Annotated in this window: 20 protein-coding genes and 1 rRNA gene; 18 read left to right on the top strand and 3 right to left on the bottom strand. The window is 71.1% G+C overall.

Annotation, left to right across the window (positions count from 1 at the left end; genetic code table 11):
• Positions 1-129: 129 nt before the first annotated feature.
• Together ASD33_RS13060 and ASD33_RS13055 are read right to left on the bottom strand one after the other, a co-directional pair.
• Positions 130-822 carry an HAD family hydrolase gene (locus ASD33_RS13060; RefSeq protein ID WP_056558126.1) on the bottom strand — a complete coding sequence of 231 codons (693 nt, stop codon included), beginning with the start codon at positions 820-822 and terminating at the stop codon, positions 130-132.
• On the bottom strand, positions 809-1,675 hold the full coding sequence (locus tag ASD33_RS13055; protein WP_056558124.1) for a winged helix-turn-helix domain-containing protein: 867 nt from the start codon (positions 1,673-1,675) through the stop codon (positions 809-811). Before ASD33_RS13055 ends, ASD33_RS13060 begins: the two co-directional genes overlap by 14 nt.
• Positions 1,676-1,828: 153 nt before the next feature.
• Between ASD33_RS13055 and ASD33_RS13050 the strand changes: the two genes are divergently transcribed.
• The 18 genes from ASD33_RS13050 to ASD33_RS12970 all read left to right on the top strand — a co-directional run bounded on the left by ASD33_RS13050 (position 1,829) and on the right by ASD33_RS12970 (position 15,374).
• The gene (locus tag ASD33_RS13050) at positions 1,829-2,161 is read left to right on the top strand and encodes a hypothetical protein (RefSeq protein WP_056558122.1); all 333 of its coding nucleotides are present in this window, start codon (positions 1,829-1,831) and stop codon (positions 2,159-2,161) included.
• 2 nt (positions 2,162-2,163) lie between these two features.
• Positions 2,164-3,516 (top strand): FtsK/SpoIIIE domain-containing protein, encoded by a 1,353-nt coding sequence (locus ASD33_RS13045; protein ID WP_056558119.1) that lies wholly within the window; start codon positions 2,164-2,166, stop codon positions 3,514-3,516.
• Positions 3,517-3,596: 80 nt separating this feature from the next.
• The gene (locus ASD33_RS13040; RefSeq protein ID WP_056558117.1) at positions 3,597-3,788 is read left to right on the top strand and encodes a hypothetical protein; all 192 of its coding nucleotides are present in this window, start codon (positions 3,597-3,599) and stop codon (positions 3,786-3,788) included.
• A 20-nt stretch (positions 3,789-3,808) separates the two neighbouring features.
• Positions 3,809-4,495: a DUF2637 domain-containing protein gene (locus ASD33_RS13035; RefSeq protein ID WP_056558115.1), complete on the top strand. Its 687-nt coding sequence runs from the start codon at positions 3,809-3,811 to the stop codon at positions 4,493-4,495.
• Positions 4,496-4,514: 19 nt separating this feature from the next.
• The gene (locus tag ASD33_RS13030) at positions 4,515-4,703 is read left to right on the top strand and encodes a mobile element transfer protein (protein WP_056558114.1); all 189 of its coding nucleotides are present in this window, start codon (positions 4,515-4,517) and stop codon (positions 4,701-4,703) included.
• Between the two features lie 20 nt (positions 4,704-4,723).
• On the top strand, positions 4,724-4,879 hold the full coding sequence (locus ASD33_RS34955; protein WP_107103710.1) for a hypothetical protein: 156 nt from the start codon (positions 4,724-4,726) through the stop codon (positions 4,877-4,879).
• 13 nt (positions 4,880-4,892) lie between these two features.
• Positions 4,893-5,213, top strand: a complete 321-nt coding sequence (locus ASD33_RS13025) for a hypothetical protein (protein ID WP_056558111.1) — start codon at positions 4,893-4,895, stop codon at positions 5,211-5,213.
• Positions 5,214-5,217: 4 nt separating this feature from the next.
• Positions 5,218-5,766, top strand: a complete 549-nt coding sequence (locus ASD33_RS13020; protein ID WP_056558110.1) for a GGDEF domain-containing protein — start codon at positions 5,218-5,220, stop codon at positions 5,764-5,766.
• Positions 5,767-5,857: 91 nt separating this feature from the next.
• Positions 5,858-6,037, top strand: coding sequence for a hypothetical protein (locus ASD33_RS13015; RefSeq protein ID WP_056558108.1), 180 nt, complete (start codon positions 5,858-5,860; stop codon positions 6,035-6,037).
• A 5-nt stretch (positions 6,038-6,042) separates the two neighbouring features.
• Positions 6,043-6,783 carry a DNA cytosine methyltransferase gene (locus tag ASD33_RS13010; protein WP_056561311.1) on the top strand — a complete coding sequence of 247 codons (741 nt, stop codon included), beginning with the start codon at positions 6,043-6,045 and terminating at the stop codon, positions 6,781-6,783.
• On the top strand, positions 6,780-8,180 hold the full coding sequence (repSA, locus tag ASD33_RS13005) for a replication initiator protein RepSA (protein WP_056558106.1): 1,401 nt from the start codon (positions 6,780-6,782) through the stop codon (positions 8,178-8,180). Before ASD33_RS13010 ends, repSA begins: the two co-directional genes overlap by 4 nt.
• On the top strand, positions 8,177-8,365 hold the full coding sequence (locus tag ASD33_RS13000; protein ID WP_056558104.1) for a helix-turn-helix domain-containing protein: 189 nt from the start codon (positions 8,177-8,179) through the stop codon (positions 8,363-8,365). The genes repSA and ASD33_RS13000 overlap by 4 nt, the downstream gene beginning before the upstream one ends.
• Positions 8,366-8,433: 68 nt before the next feature.
• Positions 8,434-9,567 carry a tyrosine-type recombinase/integrase gene (locus ASD33_RS12995; protein WP_242426973.1) on the top strand — a complete coding sequence of 378 codons (1,134 nt, stop codon included), beginning with the start codon at positions 8,434-8,436 and terminating at the stop codon, positions 9,565-9,567.
• A gap of 402 nt (positions 9,568-9,969) precedes the next feature.
• Positions 9,970-11,184, top strand: coding sequence for a hypothetical protein (locus ASD33_RS12990; protein WP_056558100.1), 1,215 nt, complete (start codon positions 9,970-9,972; stop codon positions 11,182-11,184).
• Between the two features lie 4 nt (positions 11,185-11,188).
• Complete coding sequence (locus ASD33_RS12985; RefSeq protein ID WP_056558098.1) at positions 11,189-11,881, top strand: DUF4129 domain-containing protein; 693 nt, start codon at positions 11,189-11,191, stop codon at positions 11,879-11,881.
• A complete protein-coding gene (locus tag ASD33_RS12980; protein WP_056558096.1) occupies positions 11,878-13,071 on the top strand; it encodes a DUF4350 domain-containing protein in 1,194 nt (397 codons plus the stop codon). The genes ASD33_RS12985 and ASD33_RS12980 overlap by 4 nt, the downstream gene beginning before the upstream one ends.
• Entirely contained in the window at positions 13,068-14,051 is a 984-nt protein-coding gene (locus tag ASD33_RS12975) for a MoxR family ATPase (protein ID WP_056558094.1), read from the top strand. The genes ASD33_RS12980 and ASD33_RS12975 overlap by 4 nt, the downstream gene beginning before the upstream one ends.
• A 12-nt stretch (positions 14,052-14,063) precedes the next feature.
• Entirely contained in the window at positions 14,064-15,374 is a 1,311-nt protein-coding gene (locus tag ASD33_RS12970) for a DUF58 domain-containing protein (RefSeq protein WP_056558092.1), read from the top strand.
• A gap of 101 nt (positions 15,375-15,475) precedes the next feature.
• Here ASD33_RS12970 and rrf read toward each other — a convergent pair.
• Positions 15,476-15,572: ribosomal RNA gene (rrf, locus tag ASD33_RS12965) — 5S ribosomal RNA — on the bottom strand; the annotation flags it as partial.

Here is a 15,572-nt window from a genome sequence, read left to right as displayed (position 1 = left end):
GTAGAGAAATCTGGAGCGGGGCGCAGACAGGAGCGCAGGCCCGGGCGACGGGCCGCGCGCGCCGCGCCGTGCGCGGCGGGTGCCTTGATGAGGTAGAGAAATCTGTAACAGGTCCCCGCTGGCCCTCGGCTACGACGTGGTGAGCGCGTCGGCGATGGACTGCATGTCCTGGGTGACGACATCGGCCCGCGCTTCGGCGAACGCCTCGGACTTGTGGGGCTTGTTCGCGTAGCCGATGACCGTGGCCCCGGCTGCGTGGGCGGCCTGGATGTCCGTAAGCGAGTCCCCGATCAGCGTGCAGCTCGTGACGTCGACGTGCATCAACTCGGCTGCCGTGATGAGCGGGAACGGGTTCGGCTTCATCAGGTGCGGCTGCTCGGAGGGCCGACCCACGACCTCGGCGACGTACTCGTGCAGCCCGTGCAGCCCAAGGAAGACCCGCACACATTCGGCTGAGTTGTTGCTCACCACGGCGACGCCTCGACCAGTGGAACCTGCCGCCCGGAGTGCTTCCGCCGCACCAGGTGTCGGCGGCCCGGCCACCGCGACAGCTCGGACCTCGGCGGTGGTCAATGCCTGCTCGATCTTCTGCCCAAGCTCGGTGTCGGCCTCGTGCGCGATGCGCAGTACCTCGATCGGGTCGTCCGTCTGAGAGGCCTTCGCGCCCGCGGCTTCGTTCTCGGCGGCGAGGAGCGCGGTCAGTTCCCCCGCAACCTCGGGTGCCGGCAGTCCCGCGAACACGTCGCATACGGGTCCGTCGAAGTCGAAGAGGATGACCCGGGCGTTCGCCAGGGTCTCGGTGAGCGGATCAGCGTGCGTCAAGGTCGAAGTCCCTTCCGATCGTCTCCCAGACACTGTCGAACCACATGCGGGCCTGCTGGACCTGCTGGGTTCCGCTGGACGATTCGCCTTCGTTGACCGAGTAGTGGAAGAGCGTCGTGTCCTTGCCTACCAGGTCGTAGATCTCGATCGCCTCGCCCTGGGCGACGACCTTGTTGGGACGGATCGGGTAGTACCCGAAGAACGCGTCCTCGTTGTTGATCACGTACAGCTTGAAGAACTGCGTGCCGCTGTGGACGCGGACGCTGATACGGGTCTCAGTGACAAGTCCGAGGTGCTCCAGCTCGGTGATCGCGTCCCGGATGCTGCGGGTGTAGCCGACCATGATGTCGTGCATGCGGTCGCGGAGCCGCTTGTCGTCGGCACCATCCGACATCCGCACGGGTGCGGCCTGCGGCACGTCCATGTCCGGGACGAGTATCCGCATGGTGATGCTCGACGGGGTCAGCCTGCCGACGCGGATCTTGTCGAGTGGCTCTTGAAGCGCGCCATGCAGGGTCTCGCTGGAGAACCCCGCGAAGTCGATCGTGACGTGATCCTTCGCGAATGCCTGCTCGACGTACGGGCGGAGACCCGCCGGCCGCTCCGTCCGGTTGCGGACGTAGACCCCGCTGCCCTTCCGGGAGACCACGAGCCCTTCGTCTTCGAGGTCCCGCAGCGCGCGCTGGATCGTCGCCCGCGCGAATCCGTAGCGCTCCGTCAGCTCCTTGTGTGACGGCAGCTTCTCGCCCGGGGCGAGGCGCCTGGTGCGGATGGCCGCTCCAAGGCTGCTGGCCACCTGCTCGTACGGGGCTCGGTCGTCGTCGGGGTCGAGAGGCTCGGGGACAAAGGTCATGAAGCCGATGGTAGGCGACGCACCCCAAGCAGGACAGTCATGGCAGTCATGTTGTTGACATGGCTAGCCATCTCTTCTAACTTCGAGATGTGACCAACCGGGTTAGCCAAGTTGGTCATCTAGGCCCTTCCTGCCCTTTCGAAGGAGAAATCCATGCCGTCCTTCAAGATCGACACGTCGACCGCCGTGGTGTTCGTGGCCACGGCTCCCGCGCCGAAGCTCGTCAGCAAGCAGACCGGAGAGCGCGCCGTGGACCGGGAGACCGGTGCCGGGCTGTCCACGGTGGGGCTGCTGATCTCGGACGAGGGTGAGGGCAACCTCTACCAGGTGACCGTGCCGGAGACCGGCCTCCCCGAGGGGCTGGCGCCGGGTATGCCGGTGTCGGTGATCGGGCTGAAGGCGCGGGACTGGGAGAACACGTTCAACGGCCAGACCCGGCACGGCATCTCGTTCCGCGCCGTCGCGGTCACCCCGATGGCGGCCTGACCATGACGGACATGGCGACCTTATGGGAGGTCGGCCTCCCGCTCGCCGGAGCCGCCGGGGGCCTTGGATTCGCGAAGGTCCGTGCGCCGCGTGTGTTCTGGTCGTTGGTGGGTCTGCCGGTGACGCGGGTGCGGTTCGCGACGACGTACCACTCGACGATGGACGTGTGCGGGCTGACGGTGCAGCCGTCCCGCCTGCGGGCGTTCATGGTCCGCAGCATCGCCCGCCGCCCCGACGTGCAGCCCGTCCCGCCGAAGGTCCGCCGGGTCCGGGGCACTTCGACCGGCCTGCGGGTCACGCTGCGGCTTCCGGCCGGTCTGGAGCCCGCCGACGTGATGGCGGCCTCCGAGCGGCTGCGGCACGCCTGGGGCGTCCACTCGGTCAATGTCGTGGAGACCAAGCCCGGGTTCGTGGAGCTGCGGATGACTGGTTACGACGTTCTCAACCGGGTGCGGATGCCGCTCCGGGTGCCTTCCGGGGCGATGTCGGTGCCGGTCGCGCTGCGGGAGGATGGCACCGCGTTCGTACGGGACTACCTGAAGGTCCCGCACGCGCTGACCCTCGGTGCGAACCAGTCCGGCAAGTCGATGTATCAGCGGAATCTGATCGCTGGGCTGGCCCGGCTTCCGGTGGCTCTGGTCGGGATCGACTGCAAGCGCGGCGTCGAACAGCGCGGCTACGCAACCCGCTTGTCCGCCCTCGCGACGACCCCCACGGAGGCGGATGGTCTCCTGGACGCGCTGGTCGGGGAGATGGAATCCCGCTTCGACCAGCTCAGTGACCACGGCGTAGCCGACATCTGGGCCTTGCCCCAGCGCGTCCGCCCGGTGCCGGTGGTGGTCCTGGTGGACGAGGTGGCGGAACTCTTCCTCGTCGCGACCAAGAAGGATGAGGAACGCCGGGATCGGATGGTCACCCAGCTGATCCGCCTCGGACAGCTGGCCCGCGCCGCCGGCATCTTCCTGGAGGTCTGCGGGCAGCGGTTCGGTTCCGACCTCGGCAAGGGCGCCACCGCGCTTCGCGCCCAGCTCACCGGCCGCGTCGTGCACCGCGTCAACGACAAGCAGACCGCCGAAATGGGCGTCGGCGACATCGCCCCGGACGCCGTGGTCACGGTGCTGGTCATTCCGCCGGACCGGCCCGGCATCGCGGTAGCCGGTGACACCTCCGGCGGCTGGTCCCGCATCCGCACCCCCGCCCTCACCGCGACCGAAGCCGCCGCGATCTGCGCCGCGCACGCGCACCTCACCCCGGACCTCCCCGCCCTCGCCGCCTACCGCCCGGTCATCCCGGACGGCATCGGTGCCACCCCGGAGTCCGTGCCGCTGGTCAAGCCCGCACCGGCCACCGCCTAGCGCACCTTCCCCCTCGGTCGGCGTGACCGTCTCACGCCAGGTCCCTACCCGCCCCATGCCCGAAACCGAAGGGAACCGCCATGAGCACCGTGAAGAAGACACCGGCCACCCGTCGCCGTTCGCCCAAGTCCGCGTCCGTCCCGCCGCCCTGCGACACCTGCGCCGGGACCGGCGAGACCGCGACCACCGTTCGGGTCGGGCGCAAGAGTCGAGAGATCGAAGCCACCCAGACCGCGCTGTGCCTGGACTGCTTCGGCACCGGCACCACCTGACCCAGAAAGGAGGTGCCCGAGTGTTCCGCACCCTCCGCCTCGACGCCGTGCTCATCCAGGCCGTCATCGCCGGTGCCCTGTCCTTCGCCCACCTGCACGACCTGGCCGCTGCGGCCGGACAGGACGGATGGAAGGCGTGGGCCTACCCGGTGAGCGTCGACTTGCTCCTTGTCGCCGCGTGGCGCCGAATGCGCAAAGACGGCGGCAACCGTGACGCCTGGCTCTGGTTCGCCATCGCCCTGATCGCATCGCTCGGCGCGAACGTCGCCACCGCCGGACTCCTCGACATGAGCAGCGTCCCGGACTGGCTCCGCATCCTCGTCGCCGGATGGCCCGCCCTCGCCTTCCTCGGCGGCACCCTCCTCGCCCACACACCCCACCCCACACCCGAACCCGCCCCTATGCCGGAGCCCGAACCTGCGGTGGACCTCGTCATCGAACGGACTCCGGACCCGGCCCCCGAGCTTCCGCCGGCCGAACCCGCCGCCGTGGAACTCCAGTTGGATCCCGCCCCTCTGGAAGAGCTGCCGCTCCCTGCCCCTTCGGCGCCTGCCGTGGCGGTGCCGCCCGCGCTCCTCGCTCACGCCCAGAAGATCGCGGACGCCCATCGAGCCCAGACCGGTACGCCGATCGACGCGGAAACCCTCCACACCCGGCACGGCATGCCCGCCACCCTCGCAGACTCCATCGCAACACAACTCGCCTGATGTGAAAGGAAGTTGAAAGATGCGCCCGAACCGCTTCCACAACGTGATCCGTATCGGCCCGGTGCAGGTCGGCACCCACCACGACGGCCGGGGCCGGACCAAGCACACCGCCGTGTGCACGGCCCCGCGCTGCGACTTCTCCGCCGACTACAACACCCGCCCCTCCGCCGAACTCGCCGCCCGCACTCACCGCTGCAACCCCCGCTGACCACTGAGGAGTTCCTCATCATGGACGTCCCGCTCTGGCTCGCCCTGATCGTCGTCGGCGGCCTCGGCATCAAGCTCATCCGCCCGCCCTGGTGGCTCGTCGCCGTCCTCCTCCTCGGCGGCTACCTCCTCGCCGACAGCCTGTTCGCCCCGCTCATCGACCCGATCACCAAGTAGGGAGACCCCTGTCATGCTCCAGCCGCGCATCCCGGTCAACCCGCTCCCGACCGGCCACCCCATCCCCCTCCTCAAGCCCACCCCCATGGCCGACATCGAGCCGACCAACCCCGCCCCGGCCCCCACCCCGGTGGCGGTCGTCCCGGCCCGCACCTCCATCCAGCTCACCCCCAGCAGCGCGGTCGTCCTCGCCGCCGGCGGTGGCGCGGTCGTCCTGGTCGTCGGCGCTGTCCTTGTCTCGATGCTCCTCGCGGTCGCCCTCACCGGCGTGTCCATCGCGGTCGTGGCGGTCGTGCTGCGGATGGTCGTCCGCGACATGCAGAAGGGCCGGTGACCCCGTGGACCCCCAGACCCTCGCCGCTGCCGGAATACCGGCCCTCGGCTGGGCCCTGCACGGCGGACTCCTCCTGCGCCGCCTGGCCACCGCCCGCCGCGACCCCCTGACCGGCCTGCACACCCGCGCCGGATGGACCGCCCGTGCCGACCACCTCATGAGCAAGCACCCCGGCGCGCTCGTGCTCCTGGTCGACCTGGACGACTTCAAGGCCATCAACGACACCCACGGCCACGCCGCCGGGGACGCGGTTCTCACCGCCACCGCCGACCGGCTCACCACCTGGTGCGGCCGTCACGGGATCGCCGCCCGCCTCGGCGGAGACGAGTTCGCCGCCATCGTCACCGACCCCGCACACACCCCCGGGCTTCTCGCCCTCCGGGCCGCCCTGGAGCAGCCGGTCACCCACCTCGGGCACGTCCTGCGGGTCTCGGCCTCGGTCGGCCACTGCCACCGCGACCACCTGCCGGTCCCGCTCCTCACCGACGCCCTCTCGGCCGCTGACGCCTCGATGTACGCGGCCAAGGGCCACGGCAGGCGCAACACACGCTGAGCGGCCCCCGGGACGGCCTCTGTCGCCAAACTTCCGCCGCCCCGGGCGCCTGAACCCCTCCCAGATCCACCGGACCCGAAAGGGAAACCTCATGATGCCCCAGACCCCGACCCCGCGCGTCTGCTCCCACTGCGACGGCTTCCCCGTCGTCCACATCACCACCGGCAGCGTCACCCCCGACGGGCAGCGCCGCACCCTCGCCGCCGCCTGCCCCATCTGCAAGGGCAGCGGCCGCACCGTGCCCGCCGTCCTCGTCCGGGCCGGGAGGTGAAGACGATGGACCTCCTGAACTGGAGCTCCAGCCAGCACTACGACCACAGCGGTGACTACGCGTGCAGGGTCCTGGACCTGTACTCATGCGCTGGCGGGGCGGGAATGGGCTACCACCTCGCCGGGTTCGCGGTCGACGGCTGCGACACCGCCGCCCGCCCGAACTACCCCTTCGCCTACCACCAGGGCGACGCCCTCGAATACCTCGCGGACCTGATCGCCACCGGGGACATCGACCGCTACACCCTCGTGCACGCTTCCCCGCCCTGCCAGGCCGGCTGCACGGTGACCGTCGGCACCAACGCCTCCCGAGGCTGGGGCGGTACGCATGCCGACCTCGTCGCCCCGACCCGCGAACTCCTCGACGCGACCGGCCTGCCGTACGTGATCGAGCAGCCCAACGGCCGGGCCGCCATCCGCAAGGACCTCACCCTGTGCGGCGAGATGTTCGGCCTGGGCGTCCTACGGCACCGCAACTTCGAACTCGGCAACTGGGCCACCGCCAGGCCGGCCCACCCGCGTCACCAGGGCTACGTACGCGGCCACCGTCACGGCGTCCGTCGCGAGGGCCCCTACGTCGCCGCGTACGGCAAGGGCGGCGGCAAGGCCACTGTCCCCGAGATGCAGCACGCCATGGGCATCACCTGGACCGATGTCCACGCCGAGCTGACCGAGGCCATCCCGCCCGCCTACACCCGCTGGATCGGCACCGCCTTCAACACCGCCCGACAGGAGGTCCTGGTGTGACCCACGCCGCCACTATGGCGGGCCTGGACCCGGCCACCCTGAGCGACCTGCTCCGGATGGCCGGGTCCCCCGGCTTCGACCGCCTCACCGAACAGATCCGCCGTACCGGCGGCTGCACCGCCCCCATCCGCCTCACCGGCGGTACCAAACTCCTCGACCCCGCCACCAAGACCGTGCTCCACGCCTACAACACCGACGCCGAACCCGGCGGCGTCCTGCGTATGGCATGCGGCAACCGACGGGCCTCCCGTTGCCCCTCCTGCGCCTGGACGTACGCGGGCGACACCTACCACCTGATCCGCGCCGGGCTCGTCGGCGCACCCGACAAGGGCACCCCGGAGACCATCCGGGATCACCCCCGGGTCTTCGCCACCCTCACGGCCCCGTCCTTCGGCCCCGTGCACAACCGGCCCGGCGACCGTCCCTGCCGCTGCGGCACCCGTCACGCCGAGGATGCGCCCGAACTCGGCACCCCGCTCAACCCGTCCTCGTACGACTACGCCGAGGCGGTCCTGTGGAACAACCACGCCTCCGAGCTGTGGCGCTACTTCACGATCTACCTCCGCCGCGAGATCGCCACCCGCGCTGGCCTCACCCAGAAAGCCGCCCGCGAACAGGCCCGCGTCTCCTTCGGCAAGGTCGCCGAGTACCAAAAGCGCGGCGCCGTCCACTTCCACGCCGTCATCCGCTTCGACGGCCCCGACGGACCCCACACCCCGCCCCCACACTGGGCCACCCTCGATCTCCTCACCGACGCTATCCGCGCCGCCGCCGCCCGTGTCCGCGTCGTCGTCCCCGCCAACGAGGACTACGGCTTCGTCAACGACTGGGTGCTCCAGTGGGGCGAGCAGCTCGACGTCCAGCCCATCGGCGCCTTCGGTAACGGCGAGGACCTCACCGAACAGGCCGTCGCCGCCTACGTCGCCAAGTACGCCACCAAGGCCGCCGAGACCACCGGCACCGTCGACCACCCGGTCGGCAACAAGGAAGCCCTGATCCTCCTCGACGTCCCCGACCACCCCCGGCGCCTGATGGAAGCCTGCATGGACCTCGACGCCGCCTACCCGGACCGACGCCTGAGGGCCTGGGCCCACATGCTCGGCTTCCGCGGCCACTTCTCCACCAAATCCCGCCGCTACTCCACCACCCTCGGCGCCCTCCGCCAGGTCCGCGCCGACTACCGCGCCCACCAGCAACGCACCGCCCTCGGCCTCCCCGACCCCGACGAACACACCGAAGCCACCGTCCTCACCGTCGCCCACTGGGCCTACGCCGGCCACGGGGCCACCCCCGGTGAGTCCTGGCTCGCCGCCAACATCCGCCGCGACATCCAGCACAACCGCGAACACGCCCGCGAGATCCGTACGGAGCTGGCCGACCTGGAGGGGGACCTATGACCACCGCACCCACTGAACTGCTGACCGTTCCGCAGGTCATGTCTCGACTGAAGCTCGGGCGTTCCACGGTCTACGACCTGATCCGCTCGCGTCGGCTGACGTCCATCACCATCGGGCGTGCCCGTCGCATCCCCGACGATGCCGTACGGGACTTCGTGCTCCGGTCGATCGAAGAGGCGGCGTAGTGGCCCGCAGACGCCCCAACGGGGGTGGCACGATCACGAAACGGTCGGACGGCCGCTACCAGGCCGCTGTGTACGTCCCGCAGCCGGACGGCACAGTGAAGCGCAAGTTCGCCTACGGCAAGGACTACGACGAAGCCGATCGCAGGCGTCGCGAACTGCTTGACCGGGCCCAGAGCGGCATTCCGACGCCCACTCGCGACATGACCTTGGGGCAGTGGTTCGACTACTGGTTGGCCTGCGTGGTGAAACCGCACCTCTCGGCCGGCACCCACAAGGTCTACTCCGACGCCGTACGCCTGCACCTCCGCCCCCGGCTCGGCTCGGCCGTCATGCTCAAGCTCGGCGTGAAGGATCTACGCGCCGCCATCAAGCTCCTGGCCGAGGAGAAGAGCGCCAAGACCGCCCGGCACGCTCTGAGGGTCCTCTCAGCCTCTCTGACGGCCGCGATGGCGGAAGACATCGGACTGACCCGCAACGTGGCCAAGCTGGTCACCGTGCGGGCCTCGACGGACAGCGGGAAGAGCTGGGGCCCCGTTCAGGTCCTCCGCTTTCTTGCTGAGGCTCGGCGTCGGACCGTGTACTACCCCGCGCTCCTCCTGCTGAGCCTGCTCGGTCTTCGGCGGGCTGAGGTCTGTGGGCTCCGCTGGGAGAACGTCGATCTCGAAAGCCGGGTCATCTGGGTGGAGCAACAGCGCCAGCGCTCCGGCCCCGGAACCATCGACGTGGAGCTGAAGACGAACACGTCCAAGGCGCCACTTCCGTTGCCGGCGCAGTGTGTGGCTCCTCTGCGATGGACCCGGATGCGTACGGCAGCCCTGCGCGAGCGCGCCTTGGCAACGGGGCGGCCGTGGTGGGACGACCCCGACCGGCATGTCTTCGTGACCCGCACCGGTCAGCCGTTGCAGGCAGAGTGCCTGTACCAAACGATCCAACGTGTCGCGAGCAGTGCCGGACTCGGGAAGATGAACCCCAAGGGCTTCCGGAAGTCCTGCGGCACGCTCCTGGTCCATCTGAAGGTGCACCCGAGGATCATCAAGGCGATCCTGCGTCACAGCCGGATCGCGACCAGCCTCGACATCTACGCCGAAGCCCTCGACCCCGACGTGATCGCCGCGATCGGTCAGCTGGATGGACTGCTCCGTCAGCCGACCACGCTGCGGAGTCTCGACACCGATCGGTCTGGGCCCGAAACCCGAGACTGATGTCAGTGATGGATGTCACGGCCCTCTCGTCGGCGGAACCCCGCTGGTGAGGGGGCCTCTCTCATGAGGCGCTACGACAACATCCCATTAGCCAATCGTTACCTGCCGTGACCTGCCCCACAGCGCCTCCCCCAGCCCGGGTCGCGATCTTGTAGACCGGAGCCCGCTCGGCCCGCCACCGCACGGTTCGTGCGTCCTGATCGGGCATCCGCACAATATGCCGCCTGCCGCTCGTACACCGAAGGTCCGGACAAAGGTACGAACGAAGGGGCCGGTCCCGCCCACGGGCGGGCCCCGCGTGGCACGATGGCACCCGGCCCGCCGCCGTGCCAGGTGTCGGCCGCCGTGACCGAGCCGGTTCGCCGATCCGGCACCGCGACCATTCCTCCGAGGTGGACGACCGTGAACGACACTCCGGGCTGGACCTCGCCCGGATCCGCCCCCTCCGACGGCCAGGACGGCTCGGGGATCCCCCGGCCCACCGCTCCGGCCGACGCGAACGGCTCCGCCCCTCAGTGGTCGAAGGACCAGCCGCCCGCCGGCCAGTGGTCCCCGCCGACCGGCCAGACGCCGCCCCCGGCGCCGGGTCCCGGCTGGGGCGCCCAGCCCCCGAACGCCCACTGGGGCAGGCCTCCGGCCGCCAAGCCCGGTGTGATCCCGCTGCGCCCGCTGGGCATGGGCGAGATCCTCGACGGCGCGGCGAAGACCCTCCGCAGCTACTGGCGGACGGTCCTGTCCATCACCGTCACGGTCGCGCTGATCTCCCAGACCGCGAACACCCTGGCCCAGCGCTATCTCGTCCCCCAGACCCCGTCGCCGAACCCGGACGCCACTCCCGCCGAGGCACTCGAAGAGTCCCTCGACGCCGCGCAGTCGTCCCTGATCGGCCTGGGCCCCTCCCTCCTCGTCACGCTGATGGCATCGCTGGTGAGCGCCGCCCTGCTGACCGTGGTCATCAGCCGTGCCGTACTCGGCCGTCCGGTCTCGCTGGGCTCCGCCTGGCGGGAGGCGCGCCCCCGTCTCCTCCAGCTCATCGGGCTGACCCTGCTGCTGGCGGCGCTGAGCTCGGCCGTCGTCACCGTGGCCCTGCTTCCCGGGGTCCTCATCGGCGGCGCCCCGGGTGTCGCCCTGGCCCTCCTGGGCGGTCTCGGCGGCATCGCGGCCACGGTCTGGCTGATGATCCGCTACAGCCTCGCCTCTCCCGCCCTGATGCTGGAGCGCCAGGGCGTGTTCGCGTCCCTGAAGCGTTCCGCGAAGCTGGTGACGGGTTCGTGGTGGCGGATCTTCGGCATCACCGTCCTCACCCAGCTGCTGATCTTCGTCTTCGCGATGATCGTCGCGATCCCGTTCATGATCATCGGCTTCGCGGTCGACGGCGACGGCCTCTCCGGCCTGATCGACGGCTCCTCCACCGGCTTCGGCTGGCCGTTCCTGATCATCACGGGCATCGGCGGAGTGATCACCAGCGCGATCACCTACCCGATCTCGGCCGGTGTGACGGTCCTCCTCTACGTCGACCAGCGCATCCGCCGCGAAGCCCTGGACCTCGAACTGGCACGGGCCGCGGGTCTCCCCGGCTACGGCCCCACACCGGGCACCGAGACCGTCGGAGGCTGATGCCGTGACGGTCACGGGGGGAACGACCACGGCACTGGCGTGGCTCCGCGCCGACGGCGACGTACCGGTGGACATCTCCCGGCTCCCCGCCCGCGAGGCGGCGGAGCGGGAGCTGTCCAAGCCGATGTACCACGAGAACGACCCGAACCTGCTCCAGCGCGGCCTCGACCGCTTCTGGGAGTGGCTCGGCGACCTCTTCGGCTCCGCCTCCGGGGCGTCCCCCGGCGGCGTCCTCGGCCTCGTCGTGGTCGTCCTGCTCGTGGCCGCCGTCGCCGCCGCCCTCTGGTGGCGGCTCGGCACCCCGCGCCGGGCACCCGGCACCACCGCCGACTCCCTCTTCGAGGACGGCCCCCGCACCGCCCGCGAGCACCGCGAGGCCGCCGCCCGGCACGCCGCCGCCGGCCGCTGGAACCAGGCCGTACAGGAACGGATGCGGGCCATCGTCCGCTCCCTCGAAGAACGCGCCCTGCTCGACCCCCGCCCCGGCCGCACCGCCGACGAAGCCGCCGCCGAGGCGAGCCGCTCGCTGCCCTCCCACGCCGACGAACTGCGCCTCGCGGTCCGCGCCTTCGACGACGTCACATACGGCGGCCGCACCGCCGACGAGCCTGCGTACCGCCGCGTCGAGGCCCTGGACACCGCCCTGGAGCGCACCCGCCCCACCCTGGACACCGCCGCCACGGGGGCGCCCGCATGAGCCGCCCGGCCGCCGCCACCTCCACCGCCGCCTCCCCCCGTCAGCTCTGGACCCGGGCGCGCGGTGCGGTCCTCGTCGTCGTCCTGGTCCTCGTCGGGGGCCTCGCGCTCGCGACGGTACGGTCCACCGGCTCGCACGGCGCCCTCGACCCCCGCTCCGCCGACCCCCACGGCAGCCGGGCCGTCGCCGAACTCCTCAAGGCCCAGGGCGTCACGATCACCGTGGCCACCACGCTCGACGAGGCCACCGCCGCGACCGGCACCGGATCGACGCTCCTGGTCACCACGCCCGACCTGCTGACGGAGACTCAGCAGTCCACCCTGCGCAGGGTCATCACGAACTCCGCCGGCCGCACCGTCCTCATCGGCGCCGGCGCCCCCTCCCTCCCCACGCTGGCCCCGGACGTCTCCAGCGCCACCAGCACCCCCGTGGACGATCTCGCCCCCTCCTGCACCCTGACGGCCGCCACCCGTGCCGGCAGTGTCGACCTCGGCGGCGAGCGCTACCACGTGGACTCCGGCGCCACCGCCGACTCCTGCTACCCCTCCGACGGCCTGCCGACCCTGGTCCGCCTCCCCGGCACCGGCACCACCGACACGGTCCTCCTCGGCTCGCCCGACATCCTGCACAACGCCCGTCTCGACCAGCAGGGCAACGCCTCGCTCGCTCTGCAGCTCCTCGGTTCCCGGCCCCATCTCGTCTGGTACCTCCCCTCCCTCTCCGATGCCACCGCCGACGCGTCCGACGCCGACTCCACGGGCGATTTCCTGTCCCTCATCCCCTCCGGCTGGCTGTGGGCCACCCTCCAACTCGCCCTCGCGGCCGTGCTCGCCGCCTTCTGGCGCGGCCGCCGCCTCGGCCCCCTGGTGACCGAACGCCTCCCCGTCGCCCTCCGCGCCTCCGAGGCCACCGAGGGCCGCGCCCGCCTCTACCGCAAGACGAACGCCCGCGACCGCGCCGCCACCGTCCTGCGCACCGCGACCCGCACCCGGATCGCGCCGCTCCTCGGCGTCCCCGCCCAGGACGCCCACTCCTCCGAGCGCCTCCTCCCCGCGCTCTCCGCCCGTCTCCCCGAGACCACGGCGAACCCGCGGGACCTCCTCTTCGGCCCGGCTCCCGCCGACGACGCCGCTCTCATCCGCCTCGCGGACCAACTCGACGCCCTCGAAAGAGAGGTACGCACCTCATGAGCGCCCCGACCCCCGAGACCGCTACGACCTCGGACAGCGCCCGCGCCTCCCTGGAGGCCCTGCGCACCGAGATCGCGAAGGCCGTGGTCGGCCAGGACCCCGCCGTCACCGGTCTCGTCGTCGCCCTGCTCTGCCGGGGGCACGTCCTCCTCGAAGGCGTCCCCGGGGTCGCCAAGACCCTGCTGGTCCGCTCGCTCGCCGCCGCCCTCGAACTCGACACCAAGCGCGTCCAGTTCACCCCCGACCTGATGCCGAGCGACGTCACCGGTTCCCTCGTCTACGACACCCGGACCTCCGAGTTCTCCTTCCAGCCCGGCCCGGTCTTCACCAACCTCCTGCTCGCCGACGAGATCAACCGCACGCCCCCGAAGACCCAGTCCTCCCTCCTGGAGGCGATGGAGGAACGTCAGGTCACGGTCGACGGCACCCCGCGTCTCCTGCCCGAGCCCTTCCTGGTCGCGGCGACCCAGAACCCGGTCGAGTACGAGGGCACCTACCCCCTGCCGGAAGCCCAACTGGACCGCTTCCTGCTCAAGCTGACGGTCCCTCTGCCCTCCCGCGCGGACGAGATCCAGGTCCTCACCCGTCACGCCGAGGGCTTCGACCCCCGCGACCTGAAGGCCGCCGGCGTCCGCCCCGTCGCGGGTCCCGCCGAGCTCGAAGCCGCCCGGACCGCCGTCGCCAAGGTCTCGGTCTCCGCCGAGATCGCCGGCTATGTCGTCGATATCTGTCGTGCCACGCGTGAATCCCCCTCACTCACGCTCGGGGTCTCTCCCCGAGGTGCCACCGCCCTGCTCTCCACCGCCCGCGCCTGGGCCTGGCTCACCGGCCGGGACTACGTCACCCCGGACGACGTGAAGGCCCTCGCTCTCCCCACCCTGCGTCATCGCATCCACCTGCGGCCCGAGGCCGAGATGGAAGGAGTCACCCCCGACTCCGTCATCCAGTCGATCCTCGCCCACGTCCCCGTACCCCGCTGAGAACGGCGCCCCATGGCCCTCACCGGACGAACGGCGCTGCTCGCTGCTCTCGGATCGCTCCCCGTCGGCTTCCTCGCCCCCAGCTGGGCGGGGATGCTGGCGGTGAACGCGCCCCTCTCCCTCGCAATTCTGTGCGACTACGCCTTGGCCGCGCCAGTACGAACGCTCCAATTCACCCGAAGTAGTGATACATCCGTTCGACTCGGTGACGCCGCGAACGTGCAGCTCACGGTCACCAACCCGTCCAACCGGCGCCTCCGCGCCCAGCTCCGGGACGCCTGGCCGCCCAGCAGCTGGCTGCCCGGCACTGAGCAGGCCGCCTCCCGCCGACGTCTGACCGTCCCCGCGGGCGAACGCCGCCGCTTCACCACCGCCCTCCGCCCGACCCGTCGTGGCGACCGCCACGCGGAGCGGATCACGGTCCGTTCGTTCGGCCCCCTCGGCCTCGCGGCCCGTCAGGGCAATCACGAGGTCCCCTGGACGGTCCGTGTGCTGCCCCCCTTCACGAGCCGTAAGCACCTGCCGTCCCGTCTGGCCCGGCTCCGTGAGCTCGACGGCCGCACCAGCGTGTTGACGCGGGGCGAGGGCACGGAGTTCGACAGCCTCCGCGAGTACGTCCCCGGCGACGACACCCGCTCGATCGACTGGCGTGCCACGGCCCGCCAGACCACGGTCGCCGTCCGCACCTGGCGCCCGGAACGCGACCGTCACATCCTCGTCGTCCTCGACACCGGCCGTACTTCGGCCGGCCGGGTCGGCAACGTCCCCCGCCTGGACGCCTCCATGGATGCGGCGCTCCTCCTCACCGCGCTCGCCTCCCGCGCCGGCGACCGTGTGGATCTCCTGGCCTACGACCGGCGTCTCCGCGCCCAGGTCCAGGGCCGCTCCGCCGGCGATGTCCTGCCGGCCGTGGTCAACGCGCTCGCCACGCTCGAACCCGAGCTGGTGGAGACCGACGCCCGCGGCCTGGCCGCGACCGCTCTCGCCCGCGCTCCCCGCCGCTCGCTGATCGTGCTCCTGACGAGCCTCGACGCCGCACCGATCGAGGAAGGCCTGCTCCCGGTCCTGCCGCAGCTGACCCAGCGCCACACCGTCGTGGTGGCTTCTGTCGCCGATCCCCACGTCGCCCGCATGGCCGCGACCCGCGGCACGATCGAGGGCGTGTACGAGGCCGCCGCGGCCACCCAGACCCAGACCCAGCGCTCCCGTACGGCGGAACAGCTGCAGCGGCACGGCGTCACGGTCGTCGACGCGACGCCCGACACCCTGGCCCCGGCCCTGGCGGACGCCTACCTCGCCCTCAAGGCCGCCGGCCGTCTCTGACCGCCATCGACCGCCCCATTCCTCCGAACGGCGAAAGGGTTCCGGCCCGTGAACGCAGAAAAGCCCCGCACCATGAGGTGCGGGGCTTTCCCACAATGATTGTTCGGCGGTGTCCTACTCTCCCACAGGGTCCCCCCTGCAGTACCATCGGCGCTGAAAGGCTTAGCTTCCGGGTTCGGAATGTAACCGGGCGTTTCC

The organism is Streptomyces sp. Root1304 (assembly GCF_001426405.1).
Lineage (GTDB): Bacteria > Actinomycetota > Actinomycetes > Streptomycetales > Streptomycetaceae > Streptomyces.
The sequence above is the reverse complement of the archived record's forward strand: the minus strand, read 5'-3'. Positions and strand labels throughout refer to the sequence as shown.